Raw genomic sequence first — 14,810 nt, 5'->3', positions numbered from 1 at the left:
TACCCTTGAATTACTTGAACTGTTTAAGGAAACGAAGATCGTTTTCGAAGAACGCTCGTAGGTCGTTAACGCCGTAACGAAGCATAGTTAAACGCTCTACGCCCATACCGAATGCGAAACCAGAGTATTTTTCAGGGTCGATACCAACACTGCGCAGTACGTTAGGGTGAACCATGCCACAACCTAGTACTTCTAGCCATTTGCCGTTTTTGCCTTTCACGTCAACTTCTGCTGAAGGTTCAGTGAATGGGAAGTATGAAGGACGGAAACGGACTTCAACTTCTTCTTCGAAGAAATTGCATAGGAAATCGTTCAAGATGCCTTTTAGCTGAGCGAAGTTTACGTTCTCATCAACCAACATACCTTCCACTTGGTGGAACATTGGCGTATGTGTTTGGTCGTAGTCATTACGGTATACACGGCCCGGAGCGATGAAACGGAATGGTGGCTTACCATTTTCCATCGTACGGATTTGTACACCTGAAGTGTGAGTACGCAACATCAAATCTGGGTTGAAGAAGAATGTATCGTGGTCAGTACGAGCTGGGTGATCTTCTGCAATATTAAGCGCATCAAAGTTATGGAATGCATCTTCGATTTCAGGACCTGACTCAGTGCTAAAGCCTAGTTCGCCGAAGAACTTCTCAATACGCTCGACAGTGCGAGTCACTGGGTGAAGACCGCCATTTTCAATACGACGACCAGGTAGTGTCACATCGATAGTTTCTGCCGCTAGCTTAGCTTCTAGTTCTGCGCTTTGCAGAGCGTCTTTACGCAATGCGATCGCTTTTTGAACTTCTGCTTTAGCCACGTTGATTTCTTGGCCAGCTGTACGACGTTCTTCAGGTGGTAGCTTACCTAGGCTTTGAAGTTGAACCGTTAGTTCACCTTTCTTACCCAGATACTGAACACGCACTTCATCAAGTGCAACTAACGACGACGCAGCTTCAATCGCTGTTGTCGCATTAGCAATAATCTCTTGTAGATGTTGCATCGTTTCCTCGTCTGCTGATTAGCAGTTTCCATAAGGAGCCCAAAAGGGTTCCTTCGACTCCAAAAAAAGGGAGCCACAAAGAGTTACCGAATGGGTTTCTTGGGATATCTCAAATAGCTGTACATAGTATCGAAAGCTGGCGTCAAAGCCAAATTGAAATGCGCTTCAGCTGCACTTTCGTTTAAATATTAAGCAAGAAAATTTGATAGAAGTTAGACAAAAAAGAGGAATATTCGAATCATGAAATGTCAGGCCTATTTAACCCATAAAATTAGGGTCTGTTGACCCCAATTTAAATGCTTTCAAATTTTGCGAAACAGACTTGATTTCGTCCATGCTGCTTGGCTTTGTAAAGAGCTTTATCTGCAAGGCTCATAAGCGCTGTGTATTCATTCATTTCCGAGTGGCACTGAGCTACACCCACACTGATACTGCCTTGCCAATTGTCTTCACCAACTGACACTTTTAACTGATTAATCTCCGCCAATACTTGCTGTGCAATATACAACCCACCCTCTAGGTCGGTATTAGGACAGATAACAAAGAACTCATCCCCCCCTAAGCGGCAAACAATATCATCGTTGCGAAATCGCTGTTTTAGACAGCGGGAAAGCCCTATCAACACAGAATCCCCTGCATCATGCCCCCAAGTATCATTGACGTGTTTGAAATGATCCGCGTCGATCATCATACAAGTGAGGTTGGTACCCTCCTCTACAGAGCGTAGCCAAAACTCTTGTAGCTGCTGCATCGCTTGGCGGCGGTTGGGCAAAGAAGTCAGGCTATCAGTTAAAGAGAGCTTTTCCAGCTGTTTGTTGGCACGATGCAACTGACGAGTACGCTCTTCAACTTTATCTTCAAGTGACTGGTTCAAACGCACCAGCTCCTTGTTACGAGCAGACACTTGCTGAAACAAACCATTCAACGCATTAAGAAGTGGTTCAATTGCCGCATCTCTTTCGCGTTGCTCTCGCTTATAGGCTTCGAAAGGATCTTCTCCTGCTTCAATCGCTTTCACCTGTCGAGCCATACACTGATCGATACCTAAAATATGATAAGCCAGCCAATGAATAAGGAATTCGAGTAGCAGAACAGCCGGGCGATGATCATCGTCTGCGATAAAAGCTTGCATGCTATTAATCTCAAGCATAAAGGAGCGATGAACCTGAATATGTTCATTGAGATGCTCTTCGGCTATGCCGACATTGCGCATCAATTGTTCTTCTTCTTTGAAATGAAACTCGGCATAGCGAGCTAATTCAAACAACGCCTTACGCACATCATCCGTTGACACGTTATTCTCTGACAGCAGATCTCCGTATTGATTAACAAACCCGACCAAATACAAGTGCTGTTCGTCAACTTCGCTGAGTCCTGTTTCAAAATGCTTATCCCACTCAAACGACTTCATCTATATTTCTGTTCCTTTATCCAGTGCGAAATACTCACACTCATATATCCATAAAATATGTAATGTTAATGTCTTATAGTTAAGCACTATACGTTAAGCAGTGTTTAAAATTTTGTATTTGAAGCACAGATTGATTCACTGTTATCTGCTTGATACGACAGATTTGAAATACTTACACACAAATTCAAACTCACCACACTAAGCATCTCTTTCCATTCCTAGCTATGCTTTTGCAGGTATTAACAAAAGATAAGAGCACGTTTGATGAAAAAAAGATTTTGGTTTCTATTATTCTGCGTTATTTCCATTCCAGCTCAGGCACAATATCGAGCAGAAAAGGTGATGGAAAGTTTATTGGTACCGTGGAGTATAAGTTTCTTAAATGAAAGCCAAGCCTTTGTGACCGAACGCAATGGGAAAATTTTGCTTGTTGATTTGAACAAAGGGACAAAGACGGAATTGCTTCAAATTGAAGATGTTGCAGCGCAAGGACAAGGCGGTCTGCTTGATATTGCCCTTTCGCCTTATGATCCCCAAACGTTTTACTTCACTTACAGTAAACGAACGAATACTGGTGCGGATACCACATTAGCCATAGCAAAATTCAATGGCGATAACGTGACCCAGTGGAATGATTTGTTAGTCACCACTTCAAACTCTGACACTTCCCGACATTTTGGCAGCCGGATCAGTTTTATTGATAAGCATTTGTTTTTCACCGTGGGTGATCGAGGTAAAAGGCCCAATGGTCAGGATCTTTCTACCCACGCTGGAAGCATTCTTCGTCTCAATTTAGATGGTACGGTTCCTCAGGATAACCCGTTTGTCGGAGTCAAAAATGCACGCCCAGAGATCTGGAGTTATGGACACCGAAATCCTCAAGGCTTGTTCTTTGATCCACAAACTCAACACTTATGGGAAATTGAACACGGCCCTCGCGGTGGTGATGAAATAAACCTCATCAAGAAAGGCGCTAACTACGGCTGGGCAAAAACCTCTTATGGTAAGGAGTATTGGGGACCATTAGATGTGGGCGAAAGCAAAGAAGCGGAAGGTATTGAATCACCCGCCAAGGTTTATATTCCTTCCATCGCCCCAAGTGGCTTATTACTCTACCGAGGCAATCGCTACCCTAAGCTCAATGGCAAACTCTTAACCGGAGCTTTGAAACTCACACACATCAATGTAATTACCATGGATGAGAACCAATCAGCGATTAAAGAAGAGAGATTACTGGAAGATCTGCAAGAGCGAATCAGAGATATCAAACTCTCCCCTGACGGCTGGATCTATTTCACTACCGACAGCGGCAATATATATCGCTTAAAGCCTGACAGTTAAATTTGATGATAAATTTCAGACATAAAAAACCTCGAATTAATCGAGGTTCTTTTATTCTGGAGCGACACACGAGGTTCCCATTCTTTTGAACTAATAGGCGTGACCTCAACCTTGGCAAGGTTGCGCTCTACCAAATGAGATTGTGGACTCTGAATATTAAGCATAAAAAAACCTCGAAATAATCGAGGCTTTTTTATTCTGTAGCGACACACGAGGTTCCCGTTCTTTTGAACTAATAGGCGTGACCTCAACCTTGGCAAGGTTTGCGCTCTACTAAATGAGATTGTCGACTCTGAATTTTAGGCATAAAAAAACCTCGAAACAATCGAGGCTTTTTTATTCTGGAGCAACGCACGAGGTTCCCATTCTTTTGAACTAATAGGCGTGACCTCAACCTTGGCAAGGTTTGCTCTCTACCAAATGAGATTGTCGACTCTGAATTTTAGGCATAAAAAAACCTCGAAACAATCGAGGCTTTCTTATTCTGGAGCGACACACGAGGTTCGAACTCGTGACCTCAACCTTGGCAAGGTTGCGCTCTACCAACTGAGCTAGTGTCGCAATTTGTATGGTGCCCCGGGCCGGACTTGAACCGGCACGACTCGAAAGTCGAGGGATTTTAAATCCCTTGTGTCTACCAATTTCACCACCAGGGCACACAATTCTTTTTGATGACTTTTGCCATCTTGATACCGCGTTATGCCATATCAATTTAATTTGGAGCGACACACGAGGTTCGAACTCGTGACCTCAACCTTGGCAAGGTTGCGCTCTACCAACTGAGCTAGTGTCGCAATGGAGGCGCGTACCGGAATCGAACCGATGTACACGGATTTGCAATCCGGTGCATAACCACTCTGCTAACGCGCCTTCGACTTAAAGAAACTCGCTTTAATCTAGCGTTCCTCTTGAGTACGGGATGCATTCTACGGATTCGATGGAATGAGTCAACACAATTTTTTTGATTTTAAATCGTTTGTCTATTTTGCGTTCAAAAAGCACCAAATTGGTCAATTTGTTAGCAAAAAAGCTTATGTTTTCCACGAGATAACTGAAATAGACAACCACGAAACTAGCGCTTGCATCCCCTGATACAACGAAAGCTAAAACGCCGAGAATAAAAAAACGGGCTTACGCCCGTTTCTATCTGTCTAGTGGTTTTCTTCGTCGAGAAGATCGTCTTTGGCAGCCATCAAATATTGCGCCATCGACCAGTAAGTTAAGAAAGTTGCAATATACAGTGCACCGTAACCTAACCAAACCATCCAGTCATCGTAGCGCCAGATAAGTACCCAGAGGGCAAACATTTGCGTTAAGGTCTTTACTTTACCAATCCAAGAAACAGCGACACTTGCGCGCTTGCCTATTTCTGCCATCCATTCACGCAACGCGGAAATAATGATTTCACGGGCGATCATGGTCACTGCCGGAATGGTAATCCAGATATTGTGGTAGTACTCAGTAATTAAAATTAAAGCTGTTGCTACAAGTACTTTATCGGCCACTGGGTCAATAAATGCGCCGAAACGCGAAGTTTGACCTAGTTTACGTGCCAACATCCCATCAAGCCAGTCAGTAAAACCAGCTACCCAGAACACCATTGCAGCAGCAAAAGGAGCCCATTGATACGGAAGATAGAACACGACAACAAATACTGGGATCAGAAAAAGTCGTAGTAAAGACAGAATGTTGGGAATATTAAAACGCATATTATAAGGCTCTTGTCGGCTGCCGCTTAATGGTGCTGTATTTTCGTTATTGTTTCAATGCCTGATAAATATTTTCTGCCAAAGAATTACTGATTCCTGGCACTTTGGCAATTTCTTCGACAGTTGCTCGTTTCAACTCTTGAAGCCCACCCATATATTTGAGCAAAGCTTGGCGACGTTTTGGACCTACCCCTTCAATACCTTCTAACGCACTGGTGCGGCGAGTTTTGCCTCGTTTCGCTCTGTGTCCGGCGATAGCATGGTTATGGCTTTCGTCGCGAATATGCTGAATTAAATGCAGCGCAGGCGCATCACTCGGCATATTGAATTCATCGCCATCAACGGTAATCAGCGTCTCAAGCCCCGGTTTACGGGTAACACCTTTGGCAATACCAATCAGCCTTGGGCGTTTGGGCCAATCTTCCCAACACTTAGCAATTACTTCATGGGCACGGTTAAGCTGACCTTTGCCACCATCAATAAATATAATGTCGGGAATTTTTTCAACATCTAGCTGTTTTGAATATCGACGTTCTAACACCTGCCCCATCGCGGCATAGTCATCACCACCGGTAATACCCGTGATGTTGTAACGACGATATTCCTGTTTCAGAGGCCCTTCATGGTTAAACACAACGCAAGACGCAATGGTACTCTCACCCATGGTATGGGAAATATCAAAACACTCCATACGGCTGATGTTATCCATGTCGAGTTCTTCTTGCAGCGCTTTAAAGCGCTGGTTGATCGTCATCTTGTGGTTAATCTTGGTCGTAATCGCCGTTAACGCATTGGTATTCGACAATTTCAAATAACGGGCTCGTGTTCCAGTAGGATTCACATGGAAAGTGATCTTTCTGCCTGCAACTTGCTGTAATGCCTCGCGCAAAGGAACAGAATCTTCTAACAGACCTTCATTGAGGATGATTCGAGTTGGTATCGTCCGCGCTTCATTGTGATTCAAGTAGTACTGACTGAGAAAACTCTCAAACACTTCCTCTTGAGAAGTATTGTTTGGAATTTTGGGGAAGTGGCTGCGACTACCGAGAATTTTCCCCTGACGAATCATTAAGATATGAATACAGGCGATGCCATTTTCCTGCGCAAAACCCAGCACATCCATATCATCCATGCTGTCTTCAGAAACAAACTGCTGTTCTTGAACACGGCGGATAGCCTGTATCTGATCGCGATATTTTGCCGCCTGCTCAAACCGTAACTGTTGGCTGGCGTTTTCCATCTTCTCGATAAGAATTTCGAGAACCTGTTTATCCTTCCCTTGCAGAAAGTAACGGACATAATCCACTAGCTCAGCATACTCTTGATCGGAAATAATGCTTTTTACGCACGGGCCAGCACAGCGGCCAATCTGATACATCAAGCATGGACGGGTTCGGTTGCTATAAACCGTATCTTCACATTGGCGTACTGGAAATATTTTCTGAATCAAGTGCAATGTTTCGCGCACTGCTCCAGCATCAGGATAAGGACCGAAGTATTCACCTTTGCGCTTTTTAGCACCACGATGCAGTGACAAACGCGGGTGTTTGTGTCCGCTGATAAAAATATAAGGGTATGACTTATCATCACGCAGTAATACGTTGTATTTCGGCAAATACTGCTTGATGTAGTTATGTTCGAGGATCAACGCTTCCGTTTCGGTATGAGTAACCGTTACGTCAATCTTGGCAATGTTACTGACCAGAGCACGCGTTTTTTCACTGTCGATTTTTTTACGGAAATAACTGGAAAGGCGTTTTTTAAGGTCTTTGGCTTTACCGACATAAATAACATCAGCATCGGCGTTATACATACGATAAACGCCGGGCTGATCAGTTACTGTCTTTAGAAAAGAGACCGAGTCGAACACTTCTGACACTAGAGTTTCTCTGTGTCTAGCATTCCATGTCGAATAGCTAAGTGAGTCAACTCTACATCACCACCGATATCCAGCTTGGCAAACAAGCGATAGCGGTAACTGTTGACCGTTTTTGGACTCAGATTCAACTGCTCAGAAATATCGGTAACTTTTTGTCCTTTGGTGATCATCATCATGATCTGAAGTTCACGTTCAGACAAATCGGCAAATGGGTTTTCAGAAGCAGGTGAAAATTGACTTAAAGCCATTTGCTGCGCTATTTCTGGAGAGATATAACGTTGGCCACTGTTCACAACACGAATAGCGTTAACCATTTCGTCTGGAGCGGCACCTTTTGTTAAATAGCCCGCTGCCCCAGCCTGCATGACTTTTGTTGGGAACGGGTTTTCAGTATGTACTGTTAATACGATGATTTTTACGTCTGGATTCACGCGTAAAATTTTCTTGGTAGCCTCTAACCCACCAATGCCCGGCATGTTCATATCCATTAACACGACATCAGCATGGTTGTTACGACACCATTTTACCGCTTCTTCACCGCTATCAGCTTCCCCTGCTATGTTCATTCCACGGACGTCTTCAATAATACGTCGTATCCCTGTGCGAACCAGCTCGTGATCATCTACAAGGAAAACACTAATCACTCTTGTATCTCCACACTTATCTATTTGGCTCTGCACCCACCGAGGTAGTGGATAACAGCTTGGCTGCCTAGTCTAACTTAAAATTGGATTTTTTCTCACACTGAATATGTGCTCAAACCCAAACTTTAGCAAGCACTTATTTATTGGCATTGCCACAAATTGAGAATTTATAAAAATATCAACTCTTTGAACAACCAGACAAACATATCAGGGTATTCTTACATTAAAAGTGACTTTTATAGGAAGTTTGAGCAAGCTCTTGTTCTGTTCAAGAGATCGTTACCTTATCGCATACGTTTTAAGCAAGATGTATCGATTCTGCTATTTAGTTAACTTTTTGCTATTATGCCCACCAAGATAAACCGCAAGCTCACTCTCTCGCTCGGAACAACCATTTGACTATTCAGCAAGGCTTTCTGCTTACAAGGCAATCACGAGACATACAAGGTAAAACTCACATCGAGCTTTGGCTTGCTACGGACTCAGGGCCGACTCAATTAATCATCAAAGATGAAAAGCCGGTGTTTTTTCTTGAGCAAACATCTGTAGAGCAGGCAAAGCAACTTCTTGCAGCAAACAAACTCTCCGCAAACGTTCGTAACCTTGAAATGCTGTCGTTTGAACAACAACCGCTGGCGGCCTGCTACTGCGACACCATTCAACAAGCTAATGCCTTAAAGACACTGTTTGAACAAGCAGACATCCTGATTCTTGAGTCGGATATCAAGCTGGCTGATCGTTTTCTGATGGAACGATTTATCCAAGGCGGCATTACATTTACGGGTGATTTCACACGCTACCCAAACTACAAGAGAGTCCTTAGCGCCAAGTGTAAAGCGGGAGATTACACGCCAAAGCTGAAAGTGGTTTCATTGGATTTAGAGTGTTCTGAGAAAGGCATTCTCTATTCTATTGGTCTAGATAGCCCGATGGATAGCCGCGTTATCATGATCGGCGAACCGCAAGATGCAGAGACCAATATTCAGTGGGTATCAAGCGAATATGAGTTGCTGCAAGCATTGTGTGCTTGGTTTGAACAATATGAACCAGACGTTATTGTCGGCTGGAGTGTTATCGATTTTGACTTTCGACTGCTGCACAAGCGAGCGGAGTGGCACAACATGAAGCTGATGCTCGGCAGAGGAAATCAACCGAGTTTTTTCCGCAGCGCGAGTCAAACTCAACAAGGGTTTATTACCATACCTGGACGTGTGGTTTTGGATGGTATAGATACGCTGAAAACCGCCACGTATCAGTTTCGTTCTTGGTCGCTAGAATCGGTCTCTCAGGAGCTGCTTGGCGAAGGCAAAGACATTCACAACGTTCACGATCGTATGGATGAAATCAACCGTATGTATCGTCACGACAAGCCTTCACTGGCGAAATACAACTTACAAGACTGCGTGCTGGTGAATAAAATTTTCCAGCACACTCACCTACTCGATTTCGCCATTGAGCGCTCTAAACTGACTGGTGTTGAATTGGATCGCATTGGAGGTTCTGTTGCCGCATTTACCAACTTATATCTTCCACAGCTACATCGTGCTGGCTACGCCGCACCAAACTTACATTCAGAAAACTGGTTAGCAAGTCCGGGTGGCTATGTCATGGATTCCCTGCCGGGGTTATATGACTCTGTGCTGGTGCTGGATTTTAAAAGCCTATACCCGTCGATAATACGTTCATTCCTGATTGATCCTCTGGGCCTAATCGAAGGCTTAAAACTGGAAATGGGTAACGGTGAAGATCAAGCAGTCCCGGGATTCCGTGGCGGTCAGTTCCACCGGACTAAGCATTTTCTGCCGCTGATGATTGAAAACCTCTGGGCAGCCAGAGATATCGCTAAGAAGAACAACGACAAAGCCTTTTCTCAAGCGATTAAAATCATCATGAACTCTTTCTATGGTGTATTGGGTTCTTCCGGTTGCCGTTTCTTCGATACTCGACTTGCTTCCAGCATTACCATGCGCGGTCATGAAATCATGAAACAGACCAAGGTTCTGGTTGAAGAGCAAGGTTACCAAGTGATTTATGGCGATACCGACTCAACCTTTGTCTCACTTGGGCATGAACACAGCCAAGCTGATGCGGACGAAATCGGTAAAAAGCTGGTCGCTCATATTAACCAGTGGTGGACATCGCATTTAAAGCAGAATTATGCGCTTACTTCTAAATTGGAAATCGAATACGAAACTCACTATCGCAAATTCTTGATGCCAACGATCCGAGGCTCAGAAACCGGCTCTAAAAAGCGCTATGCTGGCCTAATTGGTGAGGGTGAGCAAGAGCGAATGGTATTCAAAGGACTTGAAAGTGCCAGAACTGATTGGACTCCACTCGCACAGCGTTTTCAACACACCTTGTATTCAATGATTTTCCATGGTGAAAGCCCTGATAGCTATGTACGCCAAGTCGTTGAAGATACCCTTGCAGGTAAATTTGATGATGAACTGGTCTATCAGAAGCGTTTGCGCAGAAAGCTGCATGAGTATCAGAAAAACGTACCACCTCAAGTGCGTGCAGCCCGTATGGCTGATGAAATCAACGCACAGCTAGGACGCCCATTGCAGTATCAAAACCGTGGAAGAATTGAATATCTGATGACACTCAACGGCCCTGAGCCAAAAGAGTATCTAAAAAGCCGCATTGATTATCAGCACTACATTGATAAGCAGCTAAAGCCTGTCGCGGATGCAATTTTGCCCTTTGTCGGTTTGCAGTTTGAAGCCATTAGTCTGCCGCAGTTAGGGCTCTTCTAACTGACTTGCTAGGCTTGTGTTTTGGGAGGAGAGGTTTGTACGTAGTTGATAAAATCCTCAGGCTTCAAAGAACGGCTGAACAACCAGCCTTGAATGGATAAGTTCGGGTGATCGGCGATGGCATCCAATTGCTGCTGGGTTTCTACGCCTTCAACCACAACCGCTAAATCAAGCTCTGTGGCGACAGATTGTAAGCTGGCAAAGACCTTTCGCCCTCTATGTGTGTCCAACGCCAGCACAAAAGAGCGGTCAATTTTGATCGCATCGATATCAAATCGGTTTAGGTAGCTGAGTGATGAAAAACCTGTGCCAAAATCATCAATGTAGATTTTCACTTTCATAGCGTGCAGACGCTCCAATGCACGTTGTAACGCCCGTTCGTCTACGAGTAATGTCTCTTCGGTAATTTCAACGTGAATCCGATTACTGACGTCACCAATCGCGGTGATAATTTTCCCCAGATATTCATCATCGACGAGTGTATCGGGAGTGATATTAACGCTCACAGGCACAGAGATACCCAATTGGTTCCAATGCATGATGTCTTTTGCCACTCTTTTGAATACCCACAAGTCCATATCTTTCATTAACCCAGCGCTTTCTAACCAAGGAAGAAAACTGCTCGGTGGTAACAGATTTCCTTGGTCATCCATCGCTCTTACCAGCGCCTCACAACCGACTACTACACCATTATGTTTTGCAACCTGAGGTTGATACTCCAAGCAAAACTCTTTTTGGCTCATATTCTGGATTTGCTTTTCCACACGCGCTTGATGGTGCTCTTTTTGCTGAGCAAGAACGATAGGATCATCCGTCAACGTTTTCGCTTCTTCCTGACGACGCATATAGGTGGTGTCGAGTGAGGCAATACGAATCTCTCGTTCCCCTAACACTTTATTGGTCGCTTTTACCGCAGGCAGATAAATCAAAATTCCCACCGCAAGATTAAGGGCCTGTAAAGCCACAGAATGCCAATCCCCATGAGTGGCGATCAGTGCATTGACCAAAACTGGAGCATTAAAAGGCACAGAGACTGAAGGAATTGGCACCCAACCAAGGTTAACCGCGGTTAAACTAATGATGACATTCGCCAACGGCGCTAATAAAAATGGTAAAAACAGACGAGGGTTAAAGATGATGGGTAAACCAAATAGCAGAATCTCATTCACGTTGATTAAACCAATGGGGATGCTCGCTATTGCGATAAGACGCAGTGTTTTTTGTCTGGAAAACAACAGTAGAGCAATCACCAAAGACAAGGTCGAGCCACTTCCGCCAATAAATACAAATGTGCCCATAAACGACAAGTTCATAACATAAGGCGCAGTGCCTCCTGCCGCTACCGTGGAATAAGTTAAGTCGCTGGCTTGTTGTAATAACTCAACCATGGGCAGTAAGGCGTAATAGCCATGAATACCCAAAAACCACAAGGTTGAATTTAACACTGCAAACACGGAGCCAAAGATATAAGGATTATTGGCATAATCGAAGGTCAGCAGATGATCGAAAGAAAAAAACGACAGTGCCTCGAGAGTGACAAAGTTCACCAGTATCACCATCGCCAAGGTAATGATCGCAGGCAGCACAAGGTTTAGCGATTCCTTCACCATGGCTCCAGCACTTTCTGATGAAGTAACATGCAAAGCTTTGAGAGAAAACAGATAGGCTATCAAAGGGATAGCGTATAGCGGCGTCACGATTGCCATAACGATATAAAGCATTTCAAGCGTGCTATCGGTTTTGATCAACGAAGCACTAATCACCAGATAAAGGATGCTCAGCAAAGCCATCGGTGGTCTGGGAATTCGCCACTGCATTGCAAGCAAGTAAGATATCGTTGCCGTCATCAGATAGGGAAATACATCACCGACCGCACTGTTCATATCATAGAAAGCTTGTACCCATGACGGACGACTTCCGATGTAGAACTCAGCGATACAAGCGACAAATAGAGCTAGCGAAGAGAGCATCAAACAGGGAATTAACCAAATCATACCTTGTCGAATGGCATGCATAGAGGAATGGCCATATTTCAGTACACGACCGAACAGATAACTTGATTTTTCTCTGAGACTAACTGGCATACAACTGCTCCACCAACCCCTACTCTCTAAAGTTAGCACAGCAAAAAATTAACTATCGTATTAGTTCGTTATATTGAGAAATTTATTTTTAATCGAATCACTAACCGATGCGAAATTCGGTTTTTTGATACTGCTGAACCAACCAAGGTCCAAAGCTATCCAGCAAGCCAATCACAGATCGTTTAGGAATAACTCGGTCTTTCAACAGAAGACCTAAGCGGTCAACTTCTAGCTTCATTTCGGGATGGTAGCGGAGGAAGTTCTGACCACACTCGACAGGATCATCAAACCACTTCTTATCTTTGTACATAACAAGAGAGTAGCTGGCTCTCAGCAGTTTTTTCGCCATCTGCTTTTGTGCTTTTAACTGCTCTTGAGGTGTATTGGCTTTCACTATTTTGGCGCGAAGTGCAGGAACCCAGTCAGAGATATCCATATTCCAGTGCTTGGCGATTTCCCAGCTCGGTTCAAAATCGCCAAAACATTCTGCCAAGTTGTCGCCGTGAACACAGACACAGCAGTGTCTGAGCATAAAACCCCAAGTAAAAATGCTGTCTAAGGTAGCTATCTCGTCGACCAGAGCCGTCTTGATATTGATATCAGTTATAAATGGGAAACTCTTTTGGAATCGCCAGCGAATCGTATTAAGCAGAGTCACTTTACGATCTTCAAAAGGTCGTTTGGTGACAATCACCACGTCCATATTTGACTGACCCGCTACTGCTGTTTTCCTCGCAACACTGCCGTACAGATAGATACTGTGCAATGCGTCCCCCACTCCCGCGCGCAAGAAACGAACTAAGTCGTCAACAGCGGGTTGGAACTCAGGTTGAAAAGGCTGTTTAGGGTCAATAACCATAAGCGTCATGAACGAGTGTTAGCTCCATAGAGTAAAGAGGCCGTTTATGTTCCCTTAAGCACGGGCGTGAATCAATAGCTTAGACGCTTTGTGAAGCGTGAAATACAAATTTAATGCATTATTCTCATCTCAAGTTGCAGTCAGATATTCCTTTTCTAGCTTGGCTATATGTATAATGCGCCGAAACGAAAAACGAAGGATAAGACTCCATGCCAAAGGCAAGTGAACTTAAAAAAGGTTTTGCGATCGTATCAAACGGCAAAACATTACTAATCAAAGATATCGAAGTAACAACACCGGGTGGCCGTGGTGGTTCTAAGATCTACAAACTACGTTGTACAGATCTAAACACTGGCGCTCGTGTTGATGAGCGTTATAAGTCAGACGACTTCCTAGATACCGTTGACATGAACAAACGTAACATCTCTTTCTCTTACGTTGATGGCGACGAGTACATCTTCATGGACAATGAAGATTACTCTCAATTCAACTTCAAGAAAGCAGACATCGAAGAAGAGTGCTTGTTCATCACTGAAGAAATTCAAGGTATGCAAGTTGTGCTTGTTGATGGCAAACCTGTTGCTATCGAACTGCCTTCTTCTGTTGAAATGGTTATCGAAGAAACTGACCCTTCAATCAAAGGTGCTTCAGCTTCAGCTCGTTCTAAACCAGCGCGTTTTGCTACTGGTTTAACTGTTCAAGTTCCAGAATACATCGCTAGTGGCGAGCGCGTTGTTATCAACACGACTGAACGTAAGTTCATGAGCCGAGCGTAATATGTCTGAATTGATCTCATTAGACGACGCAATCGAAGCTGCATACGACATTTTCTTAGAGATGGCTCCAGACAATCTGGAACCCGTTGATGTGATTCTGTTCACCGCTCAATTTGATGATCGCGGTGCAGCAGAAGTCGTAGAAATTGGCGACGACTGGGTAGAACAAGTAGGTTTTGAATTTGATAAAGAAACTTACGCGGAAGTCCGTATTGGCCTCGTCAATGAAGACAATGATGAACTGGATGACGTATTCGCACGAATGCTCATCAGCCTCGATCCAGACCATAAAGCTTGTCATATGATGTGGAAACGCGATTAATCGCAATCTCCGTATCATCAAGTGTCAAACGC

Annotated in this window: 11 protein-coding genes and 4 tRNA genes; 4 read left to right on the top strand and 11 right to left on the bottom strand. The window is 44.1% G+C overall.

Going from position 1 to position 14,810, the window contains the following annotated elements; genetic code table 11:
- Positions 1-10 precede the first annotated feature (10 nt).
- Positions 11-994 (bottom strand): phenylalanine--tRNA ligase subunit alpha, encoded by a 984-nt coding sequence (pheS, locus tag L3V23_RS12495; RefSeq protein ID WP_042488441.1) that lies wholly within the window; start codon positions 992-994, stop codon positions 11-13.
- Between the two features lie 292 nt (positions 995-1,286).
- Positions 1,287-2,405, bottom strand: a complete 1,119-nt coding sequence (locus tag L3V23_RS12490; RefSeq protein ID WP_102967167.1) for a GGDEF domain-containing protein — start codon at positions 2,403-2,405, stop codon at positions 1,287-1,289.
- Between the two features lie 264 nt (positions 2,406-2,669).
- Here L3V23_RS12490 and L3V23_RS12485 point away from each other — a divergent pair, with 264 nt between their 5' ends.
- Positions 2,670-3,746 (top strand): PQQ-dependent sugar dehydrogenase, encoded by a 1,077-nt coding sequence (locus tag L3V23_RS12485; RefSeq protein WP_102964664.1) that lies wholly within the window; start codon positions 2,670-2,672, stop codon positions 3,744-3,746.
- 485 nt (positions 3,747-4,231) lie between these two features.
- Here the strand turns inward: L3V23_RS12485 and L3V23_RS12480 are convergent.
- The 7 genes from L3V23_RS12480 to uvrY all read right to left on the bottom strand — a co-directional run bounded on the left by L3V23_RS12480 (position 4,232) and on the right by uvrY (position 7,978).
- A tRNA-Gly gene (locus tag L3V23_RS12480) sits at positions 4,232-4,307 on the bottom strand.
- An 8-nt stretch (positions 4,308-4,315) separates the two neighbouring features.
- Positions 4,316-4,402: transfer RNA gene (locus tag L3V23_RS12475), tRNA-Leu, on the bottom strand.
- 62 nt (positions 4,403-4,464) lie between these two features.
- Positions 4,465-4,540: transfer RNA gene (locus tag L3V23_RS12470), tRNA-Gly, on the bottom strand.
- A gap of 2 nt (positions 4,541-4,542) precedes the next feature.
- A tRNA-Cys gene (locus tag L3V23_RS12465) sits at positions 4,543-4,616 on the bottom strand.
- Positions 4,617-4,897: 281 nt separating this feature from the next.
- Positions 4,898-5,455: a CDP-diacylglycerol--glycerol-3-phosphate 3-phosphatidyltransferase gene (gene pgsA / locus L3V23_RS12460; protein WP_042488433.1), complete on the bottom strand. Its 558-nt coding sequence runs from the start codon at positions 5,453-5,455 to the stop codon at positions 4,898-4,900.
- A gap of 46 nt (positions 5,456-5,501) precedes the next feature.
- Positions 5,502-7,334, bottom strand: a complete 1,833-nt coding sequence (gene uvrC, locus L3V23_RS12455) for an excinuclease ABC subunit UvrC (protein ID WP_042488429.1) — start codon at positions 7,332-7,334, stop codon at positions 5,502-5,504.
- Positions 7,334-7,978: a UvrY/SirA/GacA family response regulator transcription factor gene (gene uvrY, locus L3V23_RS12450; protein WP_042488427.1), complete on the bottom strand. Its 645-nt coding sequence runs from the start codon at positions 7,976-7,978 to the stop codon at positions 7,334-7,336. Before uvrY ends, uvrC begins: the two co-directional genes overlap by 1 nt.
- Positions 7,979-8,373: 395 nt before the next feature.
- On the opposite strand from uvrY, the gene L3V23_RS12445 reads away from it, so the two are divergent.
- Positions 8,374-10,737 (top strand): DNA polymerase II, encoded by a 2,364-nt coding sequence (locus L3V23_RS12445; RefSeq protein WP_237292391.1) that lies wholly within the window; start codon positions 8,374-8,376, stop codon positions 10,735-10,737.
- Positions 10,738-10,745: 8 nt separating this feature from the next.
- Here L3V23_RS12445 and L3V23_RS12440 read toward each other — a convergent pair whose 3' ends face one another.
- The gene (locus tag L3V23_RS12440; protein WP_102967133.1) at positions 10,746-12,821 is read right to left on the bottom strand and encodes an EAL domain-containing protein; all 2,076 of its coding nucleotides are present in this window, start codon (positions 12,819-12,821) and stop codon (positions 10,746-10,748) included.
- A gap of 100 nt (positions 12,822-12,921) precedes the next feature.
- Positions 12,922-13,689 carry a nucleotidyltransferase domain-containing protein gene (locus tag L3V23_RS12435; protein ID WP_102967134.1) on the bottom strand — a complete coding sequence of 256 codons (768 nt, stop codon included), beginning with the start codon at positions 13,687-13,689 and terminating at the stop codon, positions 12,922-12,924.
- 200 nt (positions 13,690-13,889) lie between these two features.
- On the opposite strand from L3V23_RS12435, the gene yeiP reads away from it, so the two are divergent.
- Together yeiP and L3V23_RS12425 are read left to right on the top strand one after the other, a co-directional pair.
- On the top strand, positions 13,890-14,456 hold the full coding sequence (yeiP, locus tag L3V23_RS12430; protein WP_042488415.1) for an elongation factor P-like protein YeiP: 567 nt from the start codon (positions 13,890-13,892) through the stop codon (positions 14,454-14,456).
- 1 nt (position 14,457) lies between these two features.
- Positions 14,458-14,778 (top strand): HI1450 family dsDNA-mimic protein, encoded by a 321-nt coding sequence (locus L3V23_RS12425; protein WP_042488411.1) that lies wholly within the window; start codon positions 14,458-14,460, stop codon positions 14,776-14,778.
- The last annotated feature ends 32 nt before the right edge of the window (positions 14,779-14,810 follow it).

This window comes from Vibrio sp. A1-b2 (assembly GCF_021726015.1).
Lineage (GTDB): Bacteria > Pseudomonadota > Gammaproteobacteria > Enterobacterales > Vibrionaceae > Vibrio > Vibrio diazotrophicus.
The sequence above is the reverse complement of the archived record's forward strand: the minus strand, read 5'-3'. Positions and strand labels throughout refer to the sequence as shown.

What these genes read in the sequence shown, in the direction of transcription:
- pheS (WP_042488441.1), bottom strand. Translation starts at nt 994, where the DNA reads ATGCAACATCTACAAGAGATTATTGCTAATGCGACAACAGCGATTGAA.
- L3V23_RS12490 (WP_102967167.1), bottom strand. Translation starts at nt 2,405, where the DNA reads ATGAAGTCGTTTGAGTGGGATAAGCATTTTGAAACAGGACTCAGCGAA.
- L3V23_RS12440 (WP_102967133.1), bottom strand. Translation starts at nt 12,821, where the DNA reads ATGCCAGTTAGTCTCAGAGAAAAATCAAGTTATCTGTTCGGTCGTGTA.
- yeiP (WP_042488415.1), top strand. Translation starts at nt 13,890, where the DNA reads ATGCCAAAGGCAAGTGAACTTAAAAAAGGTTTTGCGATCGTATCAAAC.
- pgsA (WP_042488433.1), bottom strand. Translation starts at nt 5,455, where the DNA reads ATGCGTTTTAATATTCCCAACATTCTGTCTTTACTACGACTTTTTCTG.
- L3V23_RS12435 (WP_102967134.1), bottom strand. Translation starts at nt 13,689, where the DNA reads ATGACGCTTATGGTTATTGACCCTAAACAGCCTTTTCAACCTGAGTTC.
- L3V23_RS12485 (WP_102964664.1), top strand. Translation starts at nt 2,670, where the DNA reads ATGAAAAAAAGATTTTGGTTTCTATTATTCTGCGTTATTTCCATTCCA.
- L3V23_RS12425 (WP_042488411.1), top strand. Translation starts at nt 14,458, where the DNA reads ATGTCTGAATTGATCTCATTAGACGACGCAATCGAAGCTGCATACGAC.